General features: G+C 71.7%; 13 protein-coding genes and 1 tRNA gene. 11 read left to right on the top strand and 3 right to left on the bottom strand.

Annotation, left to right across the window (positions count from 1 at the left end; all coding sequences use genetic code 11):
* The first annotated feature begins 33 nt into the window (after nt 1-33).
* The 3 genes from AQJ27_RS41535 to AQJ27_RS41525 all read left to right on the top strand — a co-directional run bounded on the left by AQJ27_RS41535 (nt 34) and on the right by AQJ27_RS41525 (nt 2,629).
* Complete coding sequence (locus tag AQJ27_RS41535; protein WP_067381059.1) at nt 34-642, top strand: hypothetical protein; 609 nt, start codon at nt 34-36, stop codon at nt 640-642.
* Between the two features lie 13 nt (nt 643-655).
* Nucleotides 656-1,321, top strand: coding sequence for a class F sortase (locus AQJ27_RS41530; RefSeq protein ID WP_096240313.1), 666 nt, complete (start codon nt 656-658; stop codon nt 1,319-1,321).
* A 291-nt stretch (nt 1,322-1,612) separates the two neighbouring features.
* On the top strand, nt 1,613-2,629 hold the full coding sequence (locus AQJ27_RS41525; RefSeq protein ID WP_067381054.1) for a glycoside hydrolase family 6 protein: 1,017 nt from the start codon (nt 1,613-1,615) through the stop codon (nt 2,627-2,629).
* 93 nt (nt 2,630-2,722) lie between these two features.
* On the opposite strand, the gene glxA is transcribed toward AQJ27_RS41525, so the two are convergent.
* From glxA to AQJ27_RS41510, 3 genes are all read right to left on the bottom strand, one after another.
* A complete protein-coding gene (gene glxA, locus AQJ27_RS41520) occupies nt 2,723-4,660 on the bottom strand; it encodes a radical copper oxidase GlxA (protein ID WP_067381051.1) in 1,938 nt (645 codons plus the stop codon).
* The gene (locus AQJ27_RS41515) at nt 4,657-6,660 is read right to left on the bottom strand and encodes a glycosyltransferase family 2 protein (RefSeq protein WP_067381048.1); all 2,004 of its coding nucleotides are present in this window, start codon (nt 6,658-6,660) and stop codon (nt 4,657-4,659) included. The genes glxA and AQJ27_RS41515 overlap by 4 nt, the downstream gene beginning before the upstream one ends.
* Before the next feature lie 504 nt (nt 6,661-7,164).
* A tRNA-Lys gene (locus AQJ27_RS41510) sits at nt 7,165-7,238 on the bottom strand.
* Nucleotides 7,239-7,444: 206 nt separating this feature from the next.
* Here AQJ27_RS41510 and AQJ27_RS41505 point away from each other — a divergent pair.
* The 8 genes from AQJ27_RS41505 to AQJ27_RS41470 all read left to right on the top strand — a co-directional run bounded on the left by AQJ27_RS41505 (nt 7,445) and on the right by AQJ27_RS41470 (nt 23,688).
* A complete protein-coding gene (locus AQJ27_RS41505) occupies nt 7,445-8,848 on the top strand; it encodes a peptidoglycan-binding protein (protein ID WP_067381044.1) in 1,404 nt (467 codons plus the stop codon).
* Between the two features lie 225 nt (nt 8,849-9,073).
* Entirely contained in the window at nt 9,074-10,234 is a 1,161-nt protein-coding gene (locus AQJ27_RS41500) for an SPFH domain-containing protein (RefSeq protein ID WP_067381041.1), read from the top strand.
* 154 nt (nt 10,235-10,388) lie between these two features.
* Entirely contained in the window at nt 10,389-11,042 is a 654-nt protein-coding gene (locus AQJ27_RS41495) for a lytic polysaccharide monooxygenase auxiliary activity family 9 protein (protein WP_067381038.1), read from the top strand.
* Nucleotides 11,043-11,180: 138 nt separating this feature from the next.
* Nucleotides 11,181-11,675: a DUF3592 domain-containing protein gene (locus AQJ27_RS41490; protein ID WP_067381035.1), complete on the top strand. Its 495-nt coding sequence runs from the start codon at nt 11,181-11,183 to the stop codon at nt 11,673-11,675.
* A 26-nt stretch (nt 11,676-11,701) separates the two neighbouring features.
* Nucleotides 11,702-13,402, top strand: a complete 1,701-nt coding sequence (locus tag AQJ27_RS41485) for an AMP-binding protein (RefSeq protein WP_067381032.1) — start codon at nt 11,702-11,704, stop codon at nt 13,400-13,402.
* Between the two features lie 335 nt (nt 13,403-13,737).
* Nucleotides 13,738-14,934 carry an MFS transporter gene (locus tag AQJ27_RS41480; protein WP_425275263.1) on the top strand — a complete coding sequence of 399 codons (1,197 nt, stop codon included), beginning with the start codon at nt 13,738-13,740 and terminating at the stop codon, nt 14,932-14,934.
* Nucleotides 14,888-18,097 (top strand): type I polyketide synthase, encoded by a 3,210-nt coding sequence (locus AQJ27_RS41475; RefSeq protein ID WP_341866143.1) that lies wholly within the window; start codon nt 14,888-14,890, stop codon nt 18,095-18,097. Before AQJ27_RS41480 ends, AQJ27_RS41475 begins: the two co-directional genes overlap by 47 nt.
* Nucleotides 18,094-23,688 carry a MupA/Atu3671 family FMN-dependent luciferase-like monooxygenase gene (locus AQJ27_RS41470; protein WP_067381023.1) on the top strand — a complete coding sequence of 1,865 codons (5,595 nt, stop codon included), beginning with the start codon at nt 18,094-18,096 and terminating at the stop codon, nt 23,686-23,688. The genes AQJ27_RS41475 and AQJ27_RS41470 overlap by 4 nt, the downstream gene beginning before the upstream one ends.
* Nucleotides 23,689-23,694: the final 6 nt, after the last annotated feature.

The following is a 23,694-nucleotide window of genomic DNA, read 5'->3' as shown; positions in this document are numbered from 1 at the left end:
GAGGGGGAGTCTCCAGGTATCTGGAGGTTCACGATGGGTTCATGTCGACTCGCTCTCTGTGCGCGACTCACTCTCTGTGCCGGTGCGTTGTACGCGGCGGCGTTCACTCCCGCCGCGTACGCGGCCGACGGCGGCGTCTCCGTCTCTCCCGCGTCCCCGGCACCCGGCAGCGACGTCCAGCTGCGGGCGCTGGGCTGTACGGGGACGACCGGTACCGCGGTCTCCACGGCGTTCGTCGCGGACGCGCGGCTCACCGGCCAGGGCGGGGTGCTCGTCGGCGACACCCGCGTCCGCTCGTCGGCCACGCCCGGTTCCTACGAGGTCAAGGTGAGCTGTGACGGCCGCCAGGACCGGGTGACCGGCACGGTCACGGTCGGCGCGGCGGGCGGACCGACCTCCCTGAGGTCCGCCCTCGCCGTCCCGACCTCCTTGGCGTCGGTCCTCGCCCTCCCGAACGGCCTGGCCTCGCCCGTCGCCCCCGTGCACGCGGGCGGCGGCGGCACCGCGCACTTCGCCTCCGTGGACGCCCGCTCCTCGAGCCCCGGCACCAAGCACGCGGTGATCGGCCTCGTCCTCGCGAGCGCCGCCGCGGTGGCGGTCGCGGTCCGCAGCGCGCGCCGGGGCCACGACACCCGAGACTGACATGTCCGACGACATGCCCGAACACGGGCGTTCCTCCGGCGCCGGCCGGCTGCTGACCGGTGTCGCCTGGGCGGTGCTGCTGCTCGGGCTGTGGCTGTGGGGCCGTGACCTGACCGACGTACGGCAGGGGATAGCGGCGCCGACGACGGGAGACATCGCGGCGGTCGGACGACCGCCCGAGGTACGGCTGCCACCCGCGCTGAAGCCGCTGACGAGCGCCGCGCCGCAGCGCATCGACATTCCCTCGATGGGGGTGCAGGCGCCGGTGGTGGGCCGCGGTCTCGACGGGCAGGGGGCGATCGATCCACCGCCCTTCGACCAGCCGGGCGTGGTCGGCTGGTACGCCGCCGGGGTGCGGCCCGGGGCGGCCGGGACCGCGCTGTTCGTGGGGCACGTCGACACCGAGACCCGGCCCGCGGTCTTCTACAAACTCAGCACGGTACGGCCGGGGCAGACGGTCCGGGTGGTCCGCGACGACGGTACGGTCGCCGAGTTCACCGTGGACGACGTGCAGGTCTTCCCACGCGACCACTTCGACGCCCGACAGGCCTACGGGCCCCGGGAGTCGGGGCGGGCCGAACTGCGTCTGGTCACCTGCGGCGGCACCTTCGACCGGGTGAGCCGCACCTACACCGCGAACGTGGTCGTGTCGGCGTACCTCACGGGCCACGGGCGATGAACCGGTGACCGGTGACCGGTTCCACCTGGCCCGGTCGGCGGCCCGCTCCCCCCGGAGCCACCGACCGGGCTGGTCCTCGACCGCGCGCGCACGGGCTGCGGGAGTAACCCGGCGGTCGACGCGGGAGGTTCTGGGTCCGTTTGAGGCAACTCTAGAACGTATGAGCGTTCTGGCCCAGGCCCTGTCCCCGGGGCTGTAACAGCTCACCGATAAGGGGCGGGCGATCTCGTGGGCGAGGCGCCACCTATGTCACGATTGACCCCAAGGACAGTGCACCCGAGGGGGAGTTGCATGTACGGCAGCAAGGGGGCCGGGGCTCGGGCGTCCGTCGCGGTGGTGGGGGCGTTGCTGGTGCTCGCGGGGTGTTCCTCCGGGGGCGGCGGCGACAAGAGCGACGGTTCCGGTTCCAAGGTCACACAACAGCCCAAGAACTCCGACCCGTTCTGGGTCAACCCGGCGGGCAACGCGGCCGAGCAGGTCGCCGCGTACGCCAAGGCGGGCAAGAAGGACGACGCCGAGCAGATCCGCAAAATAGCCGAACAGCCGACCGGCGAGTGGATCGGGCCGGAGAATCCCGAGCAGGAGGCGCGCGGCTTCACCGAGGCCGCGCAGCAGGCCGACCGGGCGGCCATCCTGGTCCTCTACAACATCCCGCACCGCGACTGCGGCCAGTTCTCGCAGGGCGGCGCGGCGGACGGCGACGCCTACAAGGCCTGGATCGACGGCGTCGCCCGCGGCATCCAGGACCGGCCCGCCACGGTGATCCTGGAGCCGGACGCCATTCTGCACCTGGTCAACCAGTGCACTCCGGAGCAGTTCCAGGAGGAGCGGTACTTCCTCCTGGAGACCGCGGTCACCAAGCTCAAGGCCCTGAAGAACACGAAGGTGTACCTCGACGCGGGCAACGCGGGCTGGGGTCACCCCGACCAGATCTTCCAGTCGCTGAAGCGGGCGGGCATCGACAAGGCCGACGGCTTCTCCGTCAACGTCTCCAACTTCTACTCGACCAAGGACTCCATCGCGTACGGCAAGCAGCTGTCCGCGAAGGTCGGCGGCAAGCACTTCGTCATCGACACCAGCCGCAACGGAAACGGCCCCTACACGGCCGGCGACGAGGACGAGAACTGGTGCAATCCGCCGGGGCGCGCGCTGGGCGAGACCCCGACGACCAGGACCGCCGATCCGCTCGTCGACGCGTATCTCTGGGTCAAGCGGCCGGGTGAGTCGGACGGGGAGTGCAAGGGGGGTCCGAAGGCGGGCGACTGGTGGGCGGAGTACGCACTGAAGCTGGCCAAGGCATCCAAGTAACGCCAGTTCCCCGCGCCCCTGTCTTTTAGGGGCGCGGGGAACTGCGCGACCAGCCACAACGAACCCGCAGCCAAAGACGCTCCCGCGGAAGCGCTACGGAACCTTCACCCACTGCGCCTTGCTGGGCGTTCCTTGATCATCCGTCACGAACAGCATGTACCAACCGGACTCCACGAGATTCCGGTTCTTCGGCACGGTCACCGTGACCCCGTTCTTCGTCTTCTTGAAGTCCAGCGCGATGGAACGCTGATCGACGTCGGTGACGTGCGTGGACGCGCTCGGCCGGATCAGCCGGGCCGTCCTGATGGTCGACGCGTGCTGCGAGGTGAACGTCGCCGAGCCGCCGCGCGCGATCGTCTTCGGACCGCCGGTCAGATCGGGCCGCGAGTCCCGGTAGAGGTACGGCGGCGTGTAGATCTCGATGCGCTGCTCGAACGTGGCCGGTTTGGTGTTGGCCTTGTCCGCGTAGAGCGAGTTGGAGCCGAAGAACATCACCCGGCCGTCGGGCAGCAGGATCGAGCCCGAGTGGTAGTTGCGGCCCACCAGCGGATCGGCGACCCGGTCGAAGGTGTTCGACTTGGTGTCGTAGATCCGTGCCTGGAGGATGTTGGAGTCGCCGCGCCCCCGGTAGTCCTCGGAGCCGCCGGACACGAGGACGGTGTCGTCCGGCAGGATCGAGGACTGCGGGTAGCGGGTGCCCTTCTCCAGTTCGGGCCCGTCCACGAACCTCGGGTTCTTGTCCTTGAGGTCGATCAGCCGGGTCTTCTTGCTGGACAGCTTGGACTCGCCGACCCCGCCGCCGCCGATCACCATGTACTTCTCGTCCTGCGCGGGCGGCAGCAGCACCGTGCCGGAGGTCTCCATCATGTTGGGGTCGCTCAGGCCCGGCAGCTTGGTGAACTTGTTGGTGGCCACGTCCCAGACGCCGGGGTCGCGGCCCACGTTGTCCGGTCCGTAGCCCGCATTCGAGCCCGAGTAGAACATCTCGCCGTTCTGCATCAGGGAGATCGCCGGGTAGGTCGGGAACTGGCGGACTCCCTTGGTGTACGTCCATTTCTTGGTCTTCGGGTCGAACACCTCGTTCTTGCCCGGGACCAGCTGGCCGATCTCGTCCAGACCGGAGAGGCTGAGGATCTTGCCGTCGCTCATGGTGGTGAGCGTCGGGTACCAGCGGGCCTCGTTCATCGGGTCGACCTTGATGTACTTCTCGGCGACCGGATCGAACTCGTACGCGTCCCGGATGCCCTGGAAGTCCTTCTTGTCCAGGGCGAGCTTCTGCGCGATGCCGTAGGTGTTGCGGGCGTCGGCGCCGGTCAGGCCCTGGATGCGGTAGTTGTCCTGGGTGCCCGTCTCGTACTTCTGGCCGCTCCGCTGTGCCTCGACGTAGATACGGCCGAGGCCCGGGTCGTTGCGCAGGAACCTGCCGGTCGCCTTGTCGAAGACCTTCGTCGCGCGCGGGACGAGCACCGGGTCCTTGGAGACGAACGTCTTGCCGTCCTCCTTGCCGGTGAACCTGGTGCCCGCGGGCAGCGTGATCGGCTTGTCCGGGTTCTCGTTGTGGACGACCATCAGGCCGCCCGCCTTGGTGACGTCACCCTTCAGCGTCTCGTACCGCTTGGTGCCGCCCGCGATCAGCAGATTGCCGTTGGCGAGCTGGGTGTGGCCCGTGCAGAACAGGTCGGCGGGCGTCGGGATCTTCTTGATGGTGCCCTCGACCGGGTCCCAGATCCGCGTGTCGAACTTCTTCGCGTCGAAGTTGTCCTGGTTGTTGCCCGAGCCCGCGATCAGCAGGATCTTGCCGGTGTGCAGCAGGGCCGCGTGGATGGTGTTCTGTCTGTACTCCTCGGGGAACTGGATGATGTCCCAGTGCCCGTTCTTGGCCTTGTACTCGGGCTTGTTGATCGTGTAGTCGTGGTATTTCTCCGTGCTGAAGCGGTACACCCACGGCCCGTTCATTCCGGCCAGCGCGAGCACCACCGCCCCGCCTATCGCAAGACGACGAGCACGGCGGCGACGGGCACCGTCTTTCATTTTTTACGTCCCCCAAGGGAAATCTGCATGGTCTGGTCATTGCCCGCGCCGCTGCCGCCGCCCTGTCCCTGCGCCGCCGCCCAGCTGGGCTTGTGCTGCGGGGCGTGCGGAGCGTGCGGGGCATGCGGCGTGTGCTGCTCCTGCTGGGGCGCCGAGGCCTGAGCGGGCAGCGGCACCGTCTCCTCGGGTGAGGCGGGCGGCGCCGACGGCTTCTTCTTCGCCTGGCGCAGGGCCCACTGCCAGGCGAGGATCGGCGAGGCGGTGATCAGCAGGGCGAAGCAGGCCCAGGTGATCATCGCGGGGTGGGAGTGCCCGAGCAGGAGTCCGGCGACGATCGAGCCGGCGAAGACCAGGATGAAGAACAGGTGGATCCGGAAGGTCCCGAACAGTGTGTCGGGGCTGGCCGAATCACCCTTGGGGGTCACCACGAACTTGCTCTTGCGGCGCAGCACCGCGTCCATCAGCGAGCGGGCGTAGATCGGCGCGGAGAGCGCCGACATGATCATGCCTGCCACGCCGCCCGAGCCCTCGGGCTCGTGCGGGGAGACGTTGTGCCGGCGGTTCCACACGTACAGGCCGATCTGCAGCGCGGAGGCGTTGCCGTACAGCATCAGCCAGACCGTCGGGTCGATGTTCACACCGGATGCGCCCAGGCCCAGGAAGAGTGCGCAGCTGAGGGCCGCGAGGATCCAGTTGAGGGCGGACATCGGGTAGAAGATGATCATCATGGTGTAGTTGAAGAGCTTGCTCGGCGGCAGCGAGAAGAAGCCCTTCCAGTACTGCTTGAGGATCGTCTCGTACGTGCCCCGGGACCAGCGCAGCTGCTGGGTGAAGAAGTCCGTCCAGGCGTTCGGGCCCTCGCCGACCGCGAGGACGTCCGGGGTGTACACCGAGCGCCACTTCTTGCCCGTCGCCGGGTTCTTGGCGCGGTGCATCTCGAAGCCGGTCGCCATGTCCTCGGTGATCGAGTCGTACAGACCGCCGATCTGCTTGAGCGCCTTGATGCGTACGGCGTTGGAGGTGCCCACGAACATCGGCGCGCCGTAGCGGTTGCCGGCGCGCTGGATCAGCGCGTGGAAGAGGAACTGCTGGGACTCGGCGGCCTTGGTGATGGGGTTGTCGTAGTTGCCGTAGACCTGCGGGCCGATGACGAAGCCGATGTCCGGGTCGCGGAAGAAGCCGAGCATCCGCTCCAGGTAGTTGGGCAGCGGCACGTGGTCGGTGTCGACCGAGGCGAAGAAGTCGTACTCGTCGCCGTGCGCCTCCAGCCAGGCGTTGTAGTTGCCGTGCTTGGTCTTGGCGCGGTGCGGGCCCTTGGCCTGGTTCCACTTCGCGACGCCCTTGCGGGAGAAGTGGTGCACGCCCAGGCGCTTGCAGACCTCCTTCACCTCCGGGTCGTCACCCTCGTCGAGGAGCCAGATGTGCAGAAGGCCCCGGTGGCGCAGCTTGACGGCCGCCTCCAGGGTCTTGGTCACCATGGCGAGGGGTTCCTTGCCGGGCACGAAGGACGTGAGGAAGGCGACTCTGGTGCCGGTCTCCGGGACCACCGGGATCGGGTCGCGGGCGACCAGGGTGGCGTGCGCGTTCGACAGCACGTTCATGCAGCGGAAGAACTCGATCAGACCGATCGAGACCAGCATCACGATGTCGAGCACCGGCAGGAAGTCGTAGGCCGGGTAGTCGCGTTCGGTCCAGTGCTCCGGCTGGAGCAGCCAGCCCAGCAGGATCAGCGACAGCAGCGGCGCGGCACCCAGCATCAGGGCGGCTCGTATGCGGTGCGGCTCCTGGGACAGCAGCGAGCGGTACTGCACCTTGTACGGCTTGTTCGGATCGGGCTGTGTGAGGGGACCCGCGAGCCGGCTGTAGTGCTCGTAGTCGTATCTCGGCAGGCTTTTCTTGATCCTGCGGAAATTGCTGCCGGTCCGGTGCGATGGCATCCGGAGCTGGGTCGTCTCAGACGGGTCGAAGTTCTGCCGGGCGCCCGTCGGCGTCGACGTCATGAGTCATTCCCCCCGCACGCACGTCCAGGTGCGTGTTCGTCGGTTCTTGTCGCCCGTTCGAGTCCCCCTTGACCGTCACGGACGCATGCTGGCAGGTCGGCATCACCACATGCTCCACACAAGGGAGACATAGAAATGCGACCTTCCGGTTGCATGATGCCCCCCTCGGCATCGGTTCATGAACGGGGCCCCCAACCCCCCATGGACGCAACCGGCCATACCCCCAACTGTCAGGTATCGACAGTCCCTTGAAGCCCAGGGTTCTACGGCGTTCATCATGATCGCAAGACGCGAAACGCGGTGTTAACCGGTCATACGCGCTAATTGGGACGCGTGTACGAAGATGGGGTCACCACCCCATACGCCGGGCGCATATGCCCAGCCCCTATGCGCCCTTATGCGCCTCTTTGCGCCGGTTGCGTTCCTGGGGAGCCCGCGGGGAGCCCGCCCCGCCCACGCAAGCCGAAGGGCCCCTCACGTCGGTGAGGGGCCCTTCGGTGTCGGTGCGCCGCCAGGGACTCGAACCCCGGACCCGCTGATTAAGAGTCAGCTGCTCTAACCAACTGAGCTAGCGGCGCCTGCTGACCCGAGAACTCTACCCGACCGGGGAGGGTGCTCCGGACCGCGAGGGTGCCGTGAAGTGAACGGAGAGGTGTCCCGAACCGGCCGGAAGTGGTCCCTGTACATCATTCGGACCGTCAACATGCGACAAGAGGCGACAGTTGCGAAACTGACGACTGTGCAGAAGTGCGGAGATATGGACCTGTGGTGTGAGGGGAATCTCATGGAGGCTCCGGTATTCGAGGAATTCGATCCCGTGAGCGACTGTGATTGCCCCGGATGCGTGCACTGGCGGCGCGTCATGCCCCCGTCCTCACCACCCGGGCCCGTGGGACACCCGGCGGCGCGGGGCGCGCTGCTGCTGGCCGCGGCGGCGGGCACCGTCCTCGCCGCGGGCCAGCCGGTGCCGGCCGTGGCCGCCGCGCACGGACCCGTCCGGCCGGGCGACCCCAAAGGTGACGGGCCCGAGACCCCGCAGGGCGACCAGACCCCGCTGCACGGCCTGGGCGGGGGCCTGGCGGGGCCCGCGAAGCCCGGGGCGGGGGGCGAGCTCCCCGCGACCACCCGGGCGGAGATCATCAACCGGGCCAAGAAGTGGGTCGCCTCGCGGGTGCCGTACAGCAAGACCGAGTACTGGCCGGACGGATACCGGCAGGACTGCTCGGGCTTCGTCTCGATGGCCTGGAACCTGCCGGGAAACGAATGGACGGGCAGCCTCGGCACGTTCGGCGTACGCATTCCACGCGACCAGTTGCAGCCCGGCGACATGCTCCTGTTCCACAATTCGGCGGATCCGCAGAAGGGCTCGCACGTCGTCCTTTTCGGCGGCTGGTCGGACTACACCCACACCTATTACCTCGCCTATGAACAGACCCGCCCGCACACCCGCGGGCTGTCCGCTCCGTACGCCTACTGGAGCAACTCGGACCGCTACGTGCCCTACCGCTACAAGGGGCTGGCCGAGGAGACGAGCGACGCGGGCGTCCTGGCGCCGGGGGCGGGGAGCAGCCGCTACCCGGGCCGGTCCTTCTTCGGCCCCGGCGCGGACAACCCCCATGTCGCCCGGCTGGGCCGGCTCCTCGTGGAACGCGGCGCGGACCGCTTCTACTCGACCGGACCCGGACCGAGCTGGTCGGACGCGGACCGGCGGGCCACCCAGGCGTTCCAGCGGGCGCAGGGCTGGCGGGGCACGGACGCGGACGGGCTGCCCGGGCCGCAGACCTGGTCCTACCTGGTGGGGAGGAAGGGCAGGGACACTCCGGCGGCGGGGAGGCCCGTGCCGGGGACCCCGGTGGTGGGCGGACCGGGGACGAAGGGATTCTCGGCCCCGTCCGTTCCCTCCGTTCCCTCCGTTCCTTCCCTCCCCTCCCGCCCCTCCGACCCCTCCGTGCCGGGCTATCCGGGGCGCGGGCTGTTCCGCCCCGGCGCCGACAACGAGTTCGTCACCCGGCTCGGCGAGCAACTCGTGAAGAAGGGGTTCGGCACGTACTACACATCGGGTCCGGGGCCGCGCTGGGGCGAGGCGGACCGGCGGGGCGTCGAGGCGTTCCAGCGCGCGCAGGGCTGGCGCGGCGGCGCGGCGGACGGCTGGCCGGGGCCGGAGACCTGGCGCCGGCTCTTCTCGTGAAAGGCCGGGCGGCAGGGCTCGCACCACGGCTCGCATCCGGGCCCGTACCAGGCAACCCGTCACGCAGCACACCAAGGCTCGTACCAGGCAGCACAGCAAGGCTCGCACCAGGCAACGCACCAAGGCTCGCACCAGGCAACGCACTACGGCTCGCACCAGGAATCGCACCAGGGCTCGTCACCCGGCCGGGATCACCCTTCCACGCGCGGAGGCATGGAGGCAGCTATGAGTACGACGACTTCACCCACCCCGGAGTCGGGGGGAACGCCGGAGGGCGGCGGCGCCTCCCGGTCCGCCCGGCTCATCCACAACGAGGCGACCACCGAGATCCCCGTCCATCTGCTCTTCCGTGACGACCCCGAGCCGGTGCCCGTGCCGCTCTCGCCCGCCGTGGTGGGGCGACGGCGCGGCACGGGCGAACAGCCCCGGATCCGGCGCCCCGTGCTGGGCCGGGCCCCGCGCCCGGTGCCGGAGGTCGACCCCGAACTGGTGGAGCGCCCCGCATGGGTGCTGCCCGGAGTGGCGGGTGTGCTGGCCGGGGCCTGCGGGGTGGCCGGATGTGTACTCACCACTTGGTGGTCGGGTGTGCTGCCGCACAGCGCGGGGAGGGCGATCGGGCTGCCCTGGTACGCGGGGGCAGGGCTCGGCCCCGCGCAGTGGGCCGCGTACGCCGGGGCCGGCGCGCTCGGGCTGTTCGGGTTCGGCGGGCTCTCCCGCGGCCGGACCGGGCGCGCCTGGGTGCTCGGCCTCTTCGGCCGCTACCGGGGCACGGTCCGGCGCACCGGGCTGTTGTGGATCAACCCGATGGTGCTGCGGCGCCGGGTCGACGTACGGCTGCGGCACTGGCGCAGTGAGCCGATGTCGGTGGTCGACGCGAACGGGGTCGCGCTGCGGGTGGTGGTGCTCGTGGTGTGGCGGGTCAAGGACACCGCGCGGGCCGTGCTCGGCGTCGAGGACCACGAGACGTATCTGCGCGAGTGCGTGGAGGCGGCGATGTCACGGATGCTCTCGCAGCTGCCGGCCGAGGCGCCGCCCGCCGTCATCAAGGACGTGGCCACCCTGCGCAACACGGACGCGGTCGGCGAGGCACTCACCGGGATGATCGCCGCGGACGCCGCGCCGGTCGGCCTGGAGGTGTTCTCGGCGCAGCCGACCCGGATCGAGTACGCCCCCGAGGTCGCGGCCGTGATGCAGCGCCGCCGGATCGCGACCCTGGACGCCCAGCACCGCGACACCGTGCTCACCTCGGTCGTCGACTCCGTCGAGGACACGGTGACCCGGCTGACCATGCGCGGGCTGGTCGAGCTCGACGACTACGAGCGCAAGGCGCTGGTGAAGGACCTGACGGTGGCGTTCTACACGGGGCGCAGGGACTCCTCGCCGTGACGCGGACCGACAGCGGGGCCGTGACGGGGGCCGAGAGCTTGGTTATTGGTCTGGACATGTTCAAGTCGTGGCAATAATCTGGGACTTGGTCTAGACCTGAAAATCGCGCGCACGGCTCACGAGAACCTCCCCCACGTCCTCCAGGAGCGGCAGCATGCGCATACGGACGACCAGGATCCCTGCGACAGGGGTCCGTACGAGCAGGAAAGTCAAGCTGTACGCCGCTGTCGTGGGCCTCGCCACGGCGGGCACGTTCGTGCTCTCCACCGGCGGAGCCGACGCCCACGGCTACACCGACCAGCCCCTCAGCCGGCAGAAGTTGTGCGCCGCCAACGGCGGCAGTGTTGCCAATTGCGGTGACATCCAGTGGGAGCCGCAGAGCGTCGAGGGCCCGAAGGGCTTCCCGGCGGCGGGTCCCGCGGACGGACAGATCTGCTCGGCGAACCACACCAACTTCAGCCAGCTCGACCAGCCCAAGACGCCCTCGGGCGCGGCCTGGCCGACGACCAAGGTCACCGGCGGGCAGAGCTACACCTTCCGCTGGCAGTTCACGGCCGTGCACGCCACGACCGACTTCAAGTACTTCGTCACCAAGGCCGGCTGGAACCAGAACCACGCACTGACCAGGGCGGACCTGAACACCACCCCGTTCCTGACCGTCCCGTACAACGGGCAGCGCCCGCCGTCCACGTTCAGCCACACCGGCACGCTGCCCTCCGGGCTGAGCGGTCACCACGTCATCCTCGGCGTGTGGACGATCGCCGACACCGCGAACGCGTTCTACTCGTGCGCGGACGTCACGTTCTGAACGTTCTGAGCGCGTGCGGACCGGAAATGTTCTGAGCCTCTCTTGAGGAGCTCGCGCACCCCCCACGGGTAGGTTCCACGCACGTCGACATGACCATGACGGCGTGCGTGGAGCTGTACCGGACGACGGGGGAATGTCGTGGACGTCTTCTTCTATGCCGTGCCAGGGCTGATCATGGCTGTGGCCGTCTTCATGGCGGTCGCGGTGATCCGCCGCTCGCTGGAGATGAACCGGGCCTGGAGCAGCGGGCTGACTGCCGAGGCACGCTGTCTGCGGTCCTTCACGACGACCAGCGGTGGCGCGGGCGACACGTCCGTGTCCACGACCCTGCACCACGTGTACGAGTTCAGGGCGCGGGACGGCCGCACGGTCCGTTTCGAGGAGAAGAACGGCCCGGCGACGATCATCGAGGGCGACATCGTCACCGTCCACTACATCGCCGAGCGCCCGGAGAAGGCCACGGCCCACACGCCGAGCCGGGGCAAGCTGGCGGCGGGAACCGTGGGCATCCTGGTGTTCTGCGGGGTGATCGTCCTCTTCTGCATCGGCTTCATGGTGGGCGTCCACGGGTTCTTCTCGATGGACGACTCGTCCGGCGGAGACGACTTCGAAGGCACGGGCCTCCCCTTCTGACGGAACGTCAATTATCGTGCGCCCCCATGGGGTCCATGAGGCGTACCGTCGCGGAGCTCGTGCAGGAACGGTGGGGCGACCACCGGCCGGGACTGTGGTTCGAGGGGCGGGTGCTGAGCCACCACCGGGTGGCCGCGGGCGCGGCGGCGCGGGCGGCGCTCCTCGCCGACCTCCTGCCGCCCGGCGCCGCACCGCACATCGGGGTGCTGCTCGACAACACCCCCGAATATCCGCTGTGGCTGAGCGCGGCGGCCCTCTCCGGAGCCGCCGTGGCCGGGATCAACCCGACCCGGCGCGGCCCCGAACTGGCCCGCGACATCCTGCACACCGAGTGCCGTGTCCTGGTCACCGAGCGGACCCACCTGCCCCTCCTCGACGGCCTCGAACTGCCCGGCGTACGCGTCCTGGTCACCGACACCGAGGCGTACGAGGAACTCCTCACGCCGTACGAGGGCGCGAAGCCGGACGCGGCGCCCTCCGTGTCGGCGGACGCCCGTCTCCTCCTCTACTTCACCTCCGGCTCGACCGGCGCCCCCAAGGCCGCGATCTGCACCCAGGGCCGGCTGGCCGCCGCCGGGCGCTCGCTCGTCGACCAGTTCGGGGTGCGCCCGGACGACACGCACTACATCTGCATGCCGATGTTCCACGGCAACGCGGTGATCGCCGACTGGGCGCCCGCCCTGGCGGCGGGCGCGGGGATCGCGCTGAGGCGGCGGTTCTCGGCGTCGGGGTTCCTCGCGGACGTACGGGCCTGCGGGGCGACGTACTTCACCTATGTGGGCCGCGCGGTGCAGTACCTGCTGGCCACGCCCGCCCGCGGCGACGACCGCGACAACCCGCTGCGGATGGGCTTCGGGACGGAGGCCGGGGCCGTGGACGCGGCCGCCTTCGAGGAGCGCTTCGGGGTGCGGCTGGTGGAGGGGTACGGCTCGTCCGAGGGCGGCGCCGCCATCCAGTGGACACCCGGCGCCCCGGCGGGCGCGATCGGGCGGGCGGCACCCCGCGACGACCTCGCGGTGGTCGACCCGCAGACGGCGGCCGAGTGCCCGCCCGCCGTCTTCGCCGAGGACGGGAGGCTTCTCAACGGGGACGAGGCGATAGGGGAGTTGGTGAACCGCGGGCCCAACCCCTTCGAGGGGTACTGGCGCAACCCCGCCGCGGACGCCGACCGCCGCCGACGGGGGTCCCCCCGCTCGGGCGAAGCCGGGAGTGGGGGAGGCTGGTACTGGACCGGCGACCTCTTCTACCGCGACACCGACGGCTTCCTCTACTTCGCGGGGCGGGCGGACGACCGGCTGCGCGTCGACAGCGAGAACCTCGCCGCCGCGATGATCGAGAACATCCTCGCCCGTCACGAGGGCGCCGCCGCCGTGGCGGTGTACGCGGTCCCCGACCCGGTGGCAGGGGACCAGGTGATGGCGGCGATCGCGCCGCGCGAGGGGGCCGGTTTCGACCCGTCGGCCTTCGCGGAGTTCCTCCTCGCCCAGCCCGACCTGGGGACCAAGATGGCACCCCGCTTCGTCCGGATCGTGACGCGGATGCCGGTCACCGCCACCAACAAGATCCACCGGGTGGGGCTGCGCCGCGAGGGCTTCCGCTGCGCCGACCCGGTGTGGTGGCGGCCACCGGGGGAGTCCGCGTACCGCAGGCTGCGCGAGCCGGACATCGAGGGGCTGCTGGCCGAGTACCGGGCGCGCGGGCGCGAGAAGTTGCTGCCGGCCGGGTAGGTTCCGGGCGCGCTTTTCGCGCGGGCGCCCGCCGGCCGGAACTTTCGGCGGTCCGGCGGACGTCCCGTCTCAGGGAGTCCCGGGGCAGAGGAATCCCCTGCACCCCACCTGGGGAGGATGCCCCCGGACACCTGTGCCGCCCGCGCCGAGGAAAGAGGGAACATGCGTCACCTGATCCGGGTCGTGAACATCGCCGATGCCGCACCGCCATGCGGCGGACGGGGGCGGGCGGTGGTCCCGGGACGGCTCGTGGCGCGGCACCGGTGACGGCCGAGGGGCGCTACCGCGTCCTGGTCGCCGGCTACTCCGTCTCCTCGTACGGCACCTTTCTCAACATGGTGGCGCTCAACCTGTTCGTCTACGCCACCACCCACAGCGCCCTCGCCATCGGACTGTTCATGGCGGTGCGGCTGGGCGCGGGGTTCCTGGCGGGGACGGTCGCGGGGCGCGTGCAGGCCCGGTTCGGGGTCAAGCCGGTCATGCTGTGGGCCAATATCGCCCAAGCCGTTGTCATGTTCCTGCTGGTAGTGACGCCGGACGGGGGACTGCGGACCGGCGTGCTGTTCACGGTGTCCGCGGCCGTCGGGGCGTGCAGCACCGTGTTCATGGTCGCGCTGCGCAGCTCCATCCCCGACCTGGTCGGCGCGGACCGGCGTGCCTGGGCCAACTCACTGATGGTCGGCGGCCGTTCGCTGGCGATGGTCGCCGGGTTCGCCTCGTCCGGTGTGGTGGTGCCCTGGCTCGGCTTCACCGCCGCGTTCATGGTGGACGCGGCGAGCTTCCTGGTGTGCGCGGCGGCCGTCGCGTGGCTGCCGGGCATCGAACGCGCCCCCGAGCCCCCGCGGGCGCCCGACGAACCCCGCGAGAAGCGCGGCGTGTGGGCCGCGATGACGGCACTGGCCACCGTGCCCGCCCTCGGCCTCATGATGTGCCTGCGCACCGTCGACGCCCTAGGCTCCTCCTCGCACAACGCGGCCCTGCCCGTCTACTCCAGCACGCTCCACCCGGACGACCCGGCCGCGTTCGTCAGCCGCTTCTGGCTGTTCTGGGCGCTGGGCAACGTCCTGGCACAACAGGTCATCCAACGCTGGGCCAAACGCTCGGGACGGGCCGTCGGCGCGCTCGGCTTCGGCCTCGGCACCATCGTCATGTCCTCCGCGTTCATCCTCGGCTTCGCCGGGTTCCCGATGGCGGCGACCGTGCTGATCGCCCTCGTCGCGGGTGCCGCGGACGGGCTCACCGAGGTGTCGTACACCTCGCATCTGCAGACCCTGCCGGAGACCCTGCGCGGCCACGCCTTCGGGCTCACGGCGACGGTCGAGAACCTCGGCTTCGGGATCGGCATGATCGGTGTGTCGGCGGCCCTCGAATCGTTCTCCGCGTTCACCGTCGTGGCCTGGTCGCACGGCCTCGCCATCGTGGTCGCGGGGATCTACCTGCTCCGGTTGTACGCGGTCCACGGCGCGGGCAAGGAGGGAACGAGCGGTGCGTACGGCAGTCGTCGGGATGGCGCTGAGATTTCCGGGAGCTGACACCCCCGACGGGTACTGGCGGGACATCCGGGCGGGCGTGACGCACGTACGGCGGTTCACCGACGCCGAGCTGGCGGCGGCCGGGTTCGCCCCCGAGGAGTACGGCGCGCCCGACTTCGTGGCCGCGAGCGCTCCGCTGCCCGGCATCGACGGCTTCGACGCGGCCTTCTTCGGGATGAGCGCCCGCGAGGCCGCGGTCACCGATCCGCAGCAACGGCTCTTCCTGGAGTGCGCCCACCACGCCCTGGAGGACGCGGGGTACGCGCAGCCGCGCGCCGGGGTGCGGATCGGGGTGTGCGGGAGCACCGGCTACCGGCTCCACTCCCTGCACAGCTACCTCGCCAACAACCTTCGGGAGGAGGCGGGTTCGGGGGACTGGCAGCGACAGAAGCAGGCGCAGGTCGGCAACTACCCCGACTTCGCGGCCCCTCGGGCGGCCCACCGGCTCGGACTGACGGGCCCGGCCCTGAACGTGGCCACGGCCTGCTCGTCCTCCCTGGTGTCCGTCCATCTCGCCTGCCAGGCCCTGCACTTCGCAGACGCGGACCTCATGGTCGTCGCCTCGGCCGCCCTGCACGTGCCCCAGGTCACCGGGCACCGGCACGTACGCGGCTCGACGATCTCGCGCTCCGGGACCGTGCGCGCCTTCGACGCCGACGCGGACGGCACCGTCGGCGGCAACGGCGTCGCCGCCGTCGTCCTCAAACCGCTGGAGAGGGCGCTCGCCGACGGCGACACCGTGTACGCGGTGATCGCCGGGTCCGCCGTCACCAACGACGGCGCCGACCGGGCCGGGTTCGCCGCGCCGGGCTCCACCGGCCAGCGCGACGCCGTGCTCGGCGCAATGCGCGCGGCCGGGGTGCCCGCCGACTCCATCGGCTACCTGGAGGCGCACGGCACCGGCACGCTCAAGGGCGACCCGATCGAGTTCGCCGCCCTCACCGAGGCGTTCCGGCTGCACACCGACCGCACCGGCTTCTGCGCGCTGGGCTCCACGAAGTCGGCGATCGGCCACCTGGACAGCGCGGCCGGCCTTGCGGGGCTGATCAAGGCGGTGCTGGTGCTGCGCCACGGGGAGATACCGCCGCTGGTGAACCACACCCGCCCCAACCCGGCCCTGGACGTGGCCGGGAGCCCCTTCGTCCTGCCCACCCGCGCCCTGCCCTGGCCCGCCGAGGAGGGCCGCCCGCGCCGGGCCGGGGTGCACTCCATCGGGATGGGCGGGACGAACGCCCACGTGATCCTGGAGGAGGCGCCGCCCCCGGCCCCCCACGCGTCGGACCGCGGTCCGGCCCCCGCACTGCTGCCGCTGTCCGGCCACACCCCCGAGGCGCTCCTCGCCTCCGCGCGGGCCTTCCGCGACCACCTCACCGAACACCCCGGGACCGACCCCGCCGACCTGCTCCTCAGCACCGCGCTCGGGCGACGGCACCTGGAACACCGACTGGTGGTCACCGCCGCGGTCGACGACACGGCTACGGCGCTGGACGCCTTCGTACGGGGCGAGGCGGGGGCGTACACGCACGGCGTCGCCGGGGCGGAGGCGGGCGGTGGACCGGTGTTCCTCTTCACCGGCCAGGGCAGCGGGTACGACGGGATGGGCGCCGCGCTCGCCCGGCGGTTCCCGGTGGTGGCCCGCACGTTGGAGGAGTGCGCGGGGATCCACCGGGACGAGACGGGGGAGGAGGGGTTCCTCGACCGGTTGCTGGGCGGCGCCGACGGCGGTCCTGCGGAGGGGGCGCGGGCCCGGGACCCGGAAGGAGTGCGGGTCTGGGACACCGCCTTCGCGCAGCCCGCGCTCTTCGCCCTGCAGGTCGCGCAGGCGCGGCTGTGGCGGCGGTTCGGCGTCGAACCGGTCGCGGTGGCCGGGCACAGCGCCGGGGAGTACGCGGCCCTGTGCGTGGCCGGGGCGCTGACGCTGGAGGACGGACTGCGGCTGGTCTGCAGGCGGGGGCGGCTGATGCGCGACGGCACCCCGGCCGGGGGCATGCTCGCGGTGTTCGCCGCCGAGGACGTCGTACGGAGGCTGGTCACGGATGTCGACGGCCTCGAACTCGCCGTGGTCAACGGGCCCGGGCAGTACGTCGTGGGCGGACCGCCCGAGGCGGTGGCCGCCGCCCGCGCCCGGCTCGCGGAACGCGGCACGCCCGCGGAGCCCCTGCCGGTGGACCGCGCGTTCCACACCGCCCTGCTCGACCCCGTCCTGGCGGACTTCCGGGACGCCTGCGGAAAGGTACGGCTGCGGCCCACCAGGACCGAGTTCGTGAGCGGCCTCGACGGGGTCCGGCACCCGGTGGGCTGGCTGCCGGACGCCGACCACCTCGTACGGGGGACCCGGCGGCCGGTGGACTTCGCCGCCGTACTGCGCACGCTGGAGCGGACACCCGGGCGGCCGGTCCATCTGGAGATCGGCCCCGACGCGCCCCTCACCGGGCTCGTCCGGCGTGCCCGGCCGGACACCGCCGCCGTCCCCACCCAGCGCCGCGGCGACCGTGGCCTCGGCACCCTCTGGGCGGCGGTGGCCCGACTGCACTGCGCGGGCCACCGGCTCGACTGGGCGGCCCTGCTCGACGGCAGCGACGCCCGCCGGATCCCGCTGCCGCCGTATCCCTTCCAGCACCGGTCGTACTGGACAGGACCGCCGCCCACCCCCTTGGCCGACGACCGCAGGACGGAGGACGGCATGACCGAACAGGCCGTACTGGAAAGGGTGCTGGCGCTCAGCGCCCGTCATCTCGGATACACGCCGGAGGAGATCACGGCGGAGCGGACGTTCGTGGGGCTCGGCGCGGACTCGCTTCAACTCATCGGTATGGTACGGCAGTTGGAGGCCGAGTTCGGGGTGGAGATCGGAATGCGGGAGATCCTGGAGGAGGCGGGGACCCCACGGCTCGCGGCCCGGTTGATCGCGGAGCGGACGGGACGGGGGGCGGTCCCGGCCGCCGCGGACGTCACCCCGGACGACGGGCCCGCGCATGTCACCCCCGACGACGAGCCCGTGCACGTCACCCCCGACGAGGAGCCCGTGTACGCCACCCGTGCCGAGGTCGAGGAACTCGCCCGTCAGATACGCCAACTCGCCGAGACCCAGACCAGGATGCTCGGTCAGCTCTCCGAGGCCGTGGCCCTGCTCGCCGAGGGCCGCAAGGAGGTCGAGGGATGACCACGGTGCGGACCAGCCCCGAGTCGCAGGCGAGCGCCGAGGCGGTCGCCCGGACCGTCGCCGTCTCCGGACGGCTCGACGAACTCCTGACGGCGGCCCGCCACCGCACCGAGCCGCCCGCCGGGCCACCCCTCCACCACGGCCCCCACGTCACCCTCCCCCCTGACTCCGGCATGTCCGGCACCGGCGCGAGCCAGGCCCAGCGGGCCCACGCCGACGACCTGGTCCGCCGCTTCACCGAGCGGACCCGGGCGTCGAAGGAGCTGGCGCAGCGGCACCGAACGGTGCTGGCGGACAGCCGGGCCGTGGTCGGCTTCCGGCGGGCGACGAAGGAGATGCAGTACCCGATCGCGGCCCGCTCGGCGCACGGCGCCCGGCTGACGGACGTCGACGGCAACGACTACACCGACATCACCATGGGCTTCGGCGCGCTGCTGCTCGGCCACGAGCCCGCCCCGGTGACGGAGGCCGTCCGCCGGCACCTCGCCGACGGACTGCGCCTCGGACCGCGCTCCGAGGACACGGGCGTGGCCGCCGAACTGCTCGCGGAGCTCACCGGCATGGAGCGGGTGGCGTTCGCGAACTCCGGCACCGAGGCCAACTCCGCCGCCCTACGGCTCGCCCGCGCGGCCACCGGACGCGACCGCGTGGTCATGTTCCGCGGCTCCTACCACGGCCACATCGACTCGGTCCTCGGCCGCCCGGGACCCGACGGCCGCCACGCCGTCCCCGTCTCGCGCGGCATCCCGGCGAGCGCGGTGTCCGAACTCCTCGTCCTCGAATACGGCAGCCAGGAGAGCCTGGACGTCATCGACGAACTCGGCGACACGATCGCCGCGGTCCTCGTCGAACCGGTCCAGTGCCGCAACCCCGCCCTGCGCCCCGTCGGCTTCCTGCGCGCGCTGCGGGAGCTGACCGCCCGGCGCGCCATCGTCCTCCTCTTCGACGAGATGCTCACCGGCCTGCGCCCCCACCCCCGCGGCGCCCAGCACCACTACGGCGTCGTCCCCGACCTCGCCACCTACGGCAAGGCCCTCGGCAGTGGTCACCCCATCGGCGCGATCGCGGGCCGCGCCGACCTCATGGACGGCATCGACGGCGGCTTCTGGCGGTACGGCGACGACAGCCGTCCGACGCGCGACACGACCTTCTTCGGCGGTACGTACATCCAGCACCCCCTGTCGATGGCCGCCGCCCGCGCTGTCCTCACCCACCTCAAGGAGCAGGGCCCGGGGCTCCAGCAGACGCTGAACGCCCGCACCGACGCGCTCGCCGCCGACCTCGACGACTTCTTCCGCGCAGAGGAATTCCCCCTGGAAACGGCCCACTTCGGGTCCATGTTCCGCTTCACCCACCGCGCCGACATGGACCTGCTCTACCACCACCTCCTCCTGCGCGGGATCTACGTCTGGGAGTGGCGTTCCTTCTACCTCTCCACCGCGCACACCGACACCGACGTCGAACGGATCACGGACGCGGTGAAGGACTCACTGCGGGAGCTGCGCGCGGGCGGCCACTTCCCGACGACGGCCCGGCGCAGTCGACGTCACAGCCGCGGCGAGGCCGCCGAACGCCCCGCCCCCGACTTCGGCGTCTACTTCTTCGGCGACCACCCCGACGGCGAGGACAGCGCCCAGGCCTACGAACGGCTGATAGAGACCGCACGCTTCGCCGACACCCACGACTTCAGCACGCTCTGGCTTCCCGAACGCCACTTCCACTCCTTCGGCGGCCTCTTCCCCAACCCGTCCGTCCTGGCCGCCGCGCTCGCCCGGGAGACCCGCCGCATCCGTCTGCACGCGGGCTCGGTGGTCCTCCCGCTGCACGACCCCGTGCGGATCGCCGAGGAGTGGGCCGTGGCCGACAACCTCTCCGGCGGCCGGGTCGGCATCGGCTGCGCCAGCGGCTGGCACGCGAGCGACTTCGCCCTGCACCCCGACCGCTTCACCGACCGCACCGAGATCGCCTTCCAGCACCTGGAGGACGTACGGCGGCTGTGGCGGGGCGAGAGCGTCGCGCGCCGTACCGGCGAAGGGCACCCCATCGACGTACGCCTGCATCCGCGGCCCGTGCAGGAGCTGCCGCCGATGTATCTGGCGACGTCCGGGCGGCGTGCCTCGTACGAGGAGGCGGCCCGCCGCGACCTCGGGATCGTCACCAACCTCATGAACCAGACGGTCGAGCAGCTCGCGGCGAACATCCGCCACTACCGCCGGCTGCGCGCCGAGAGCGGCCTCGACCCCGACGCGGGCCGCGTCACCCTCCTGCTCCACACCCACCTCGCCGAGGACCACGCCGCCGCCCGGGCCGCCGCGCGCGAACCGATGAGCCGCTACCTGCGCTCCTCCCTCCAGATGCGTTCCGCCGCGAGCGCCCTCGGCGGCCGCCCCGAGAACGTGGCCGACGCGAGCGAGGCCGACCTCGCCTACCTCTTCGACCGCGCCTACGACCGCTACTGCGACCAACGGGCCCTCATCGGCTCCCCGGACACCTGCGCGGCCACCGTCGACGCGCTGCGGGCCGCGGGCGTCGACGAGATCGCCGCCCTGGTCGACTTCGGACTGCCGCCGGAGGAGATGCGGGCGGGCCTGGAGCAGCTGGACGTCCTGCGCCGCCGCTACCACGAGCCCCCGACGGAGGTACGCGAACGGCGGGCTGCCGCGACCCCGGCCCAGCGCCGCCTCTGGCTCGCCGCCACGCTGATCGCCAACCCGGCCGCGTACAACGAGATCCAGGGCGTACGGCTGCGGGGTCCGCTGGACGTCGAGGCGCTGCGGACCGCCGTGGACGGCCTCGTCCGCCGCCACGACGGGCTGCGGACCGCTTTCGTGGCCGGGGGAGACGGGGTCTTCCAGGTCGTACGGGAGGGCCGGGGCCGGGACCGGGGATGTCCGGCCTTGATCGTCGACGACGTCCGGGGCCGGGACGCCGACGAGGTGATCCGGGCCGCCCTGCGGGAGGAGAGCACCCGCGCGTACGACCTCGCGACGGGGCCGCTGTTCACGCCCCGGCTGCTGCGGCTCACCGACGACGACCACGCGCTGATCCTCGGCATGCACCACCTCGTCACCGACGGCCACTCCGCGGGGCTGGTCGCCGCCGACCTCGGGGAGTTCTACCGGGCGGCGTCGGAGGGACGCGCGCCCCGCTTCGAGCGGGCCGCCGGCAGCACACTCGACACGATCGCGGCGACCGGGACAGCGGACGACCTGGACTGGTGGCGCGCCCACCTCGGGGACGGCCCTGGCGCGCCCGCACTGCCCACGGACCGACCGCGCACCCGCACCGTCGCCGGACGCGGCGGGGCCGTGGGACTGCGGCTCGGCCCGCAGCGGACGGGACGGCTGCGGGAGTGGAGCGGGCGGCAAGGGGTCACCCTGTTCGCGACGCTGCTCACCGCCTGGCGGATCGTGCTGCGCCAGTACGCCGGACAGGACGACTTCGTCATCGGGTCCACCTTCGGCCGCCGCACCCCCGAGACGCGGGACACCGTCGGCTTCCACGTGTCCCTGCTGCCCCTGCGCGGGACCCTGACCGACGGCACGACACTCACCGACGCCGTACGCGCCACCCGGGACACGCTCTTCGCGGCCGACGCCCGCCAACACGTCGACCTGGACGGCCTGTCGGCGGCCCGTCACCCCGACCCGGGCAACCCGCGCCCCCTCGTCACCGTCTCCGCCGACCTCGACACCGCGCCCCTGACCGCCCTCGCCCTGCCGGGCCTGCGCGCCACCCCCCTCGACGGCGGCACCGAGTCCGCGCCCCTCGAACTCGCCCTCATGGCGACCCGGCTCCCCGACGAGGACCTCGACCTGCGCCTGCGCTACGACGCCGACCTGTTCGACGAGGCGACGGCACGGGGGTACCTGGACCGTCTGGAGAGCGTGCTGACCAGCATGACCGCGGGCGCCGCGGAGACGGTCGGCGACCTGACACCGGGTTCCGTCACCCCGGGCACCCCCGACGGCGTCCACCGGCTCCGTACCCTCTGGCAGCACACACTCGGCCCGGTCGGTGATCTCACCCCGGACGCCAACTTCTTCGAACTCGGGGGGAATTCGATCGGCGCGATCAGACTGGTGAACCGGGTCCGGGACAGCTTCGGCGTGGAATACCCCTTGGCGGACTTCTTCGCCGACGCCACGCTGGGGGCGATGACCGCCCGGCTCGCGCCACCCCGGGGCGTGACCGTGGTGGACACGGCGCCCGTCAGCGACCAGCAGGCCCGCATGATCGCGGGCGTCCTGAGCATGCCCCGCCCCGAGGTGTGGAACATCCCGACCCGGATCCGCTTCACCGGCCCCCTGGACGTGGCCGCCCTGCGCACCGCGGTGGCCGGGCTGCTCGACCGACACCACGGACTGCGGTGCCGCTTCGTACCCGCAGAGGGGCAGTCGGAGCCGTCGTACGGAACGGACGACGGGACCGGCTGGCGGCAGGAGGTTCTCGACGTGCCGCCCCCGGCCCTTCCCGTCGAGGACCTCACCGGCATCGCCGCCGAGTCCGAACGGCTCGCATGCGCCGATGAGTTGTGCCGGGAGGCCGCCGCGACGCCCATCACGGTGACCGGCGATGCCCTGCCGGTCCTGCCCGTCCTGCGGCTGCTGCGCGTCGCACCCGACCGGTGGACGCTGATGTTCGTCGTGCACCACATCTGCGTCGACGGCTGGTCCCTCTCCCTTCTCCTGGGCGAGCTCGCCGCGCTCTACACGGCCGCCGCCGCGGGCCGCCCGCACGGCCTGCCCGAACCGGCGGCGCAGTGCACGGACTACGCCCGCTGGCAGCGCGAGCACGCCGACCCCGCCGAGGAGGCCCGCAGGACGGCGTACTGGACCCGGTATCTGGAGGGGATCCCGGCCGCGGTCGAGATCCCCGGCGACCGGGCCCGGCCCGCGGTGCCGAGCGGACACGGCGACACCTTGCGCGGTACTGCCTCCGGTGAACTGCGCAGGGCCGTCGAGGAGTTGGCGGCGGCCCGGCACACCACGCCGTTCGGGGTCGCGGCCACGGCGCTCGGCGTGCTGGTCGCCCGCCGGTCCGGGGTGCGGGACATCGCGATGGGCACGCCGTACGCCCACCGCGAGCGCAGCGCGTTCGAGTCGATGGTCGCGCTGACGTCGACCGGCGTGGTCGTGCGGGTGACGCCCGACCCGGACGAGACGCGCGGCGACCTCGTGGAGCGCACCGGCGCCGGCGCCCTGGAGGCGACGGCCCACGTCCTGCCGACCGCGCGGATCGTGCGTGCCCTGCGCGAGAGCGGTGCCCGCGCGGTGCCCGAGCGCTTCCCAATGACCATCGCCTTCCAGAACTCCCTGGACACGGACATCGAGATCCCCGGACTCGACGTCGAGGTCGACGACCTCGCCCCGCCCGTGTCCCGCGGTGACCTCTCCTTCGGTCTCGCCCCGCGCCGCGACCCGGCCAAGGGCTACCGCACCTTCCTGGAGTACTCCGCCGATCTGTGGGACCCCGCCACGGCTCAGGAACTGCTCGACGACTGGCAGGCCGTCCTCGCCGAACTGTGCACTCGGCCGGACGCGCCCGTCGCTTCACTCCTCAACCCTCTCCAGCCCCTCCGAAAGGCGTGAGCGCCC

It is taken from the genome of Streptomyces olivochromogenes, from assembly GCF_001514115.1.
GTDB lineage: Bacteria > Actinomycetota > Actinomycetes > Streptomycetales > Streptomycetaceae > Streptomyces > Streptomyces olivochromogenes.
The sequence above is the reverse complement of the archived record's forward strand: the minus strand, read 5'-3'. Positions and strand labels throughout refer to the sequence as shown.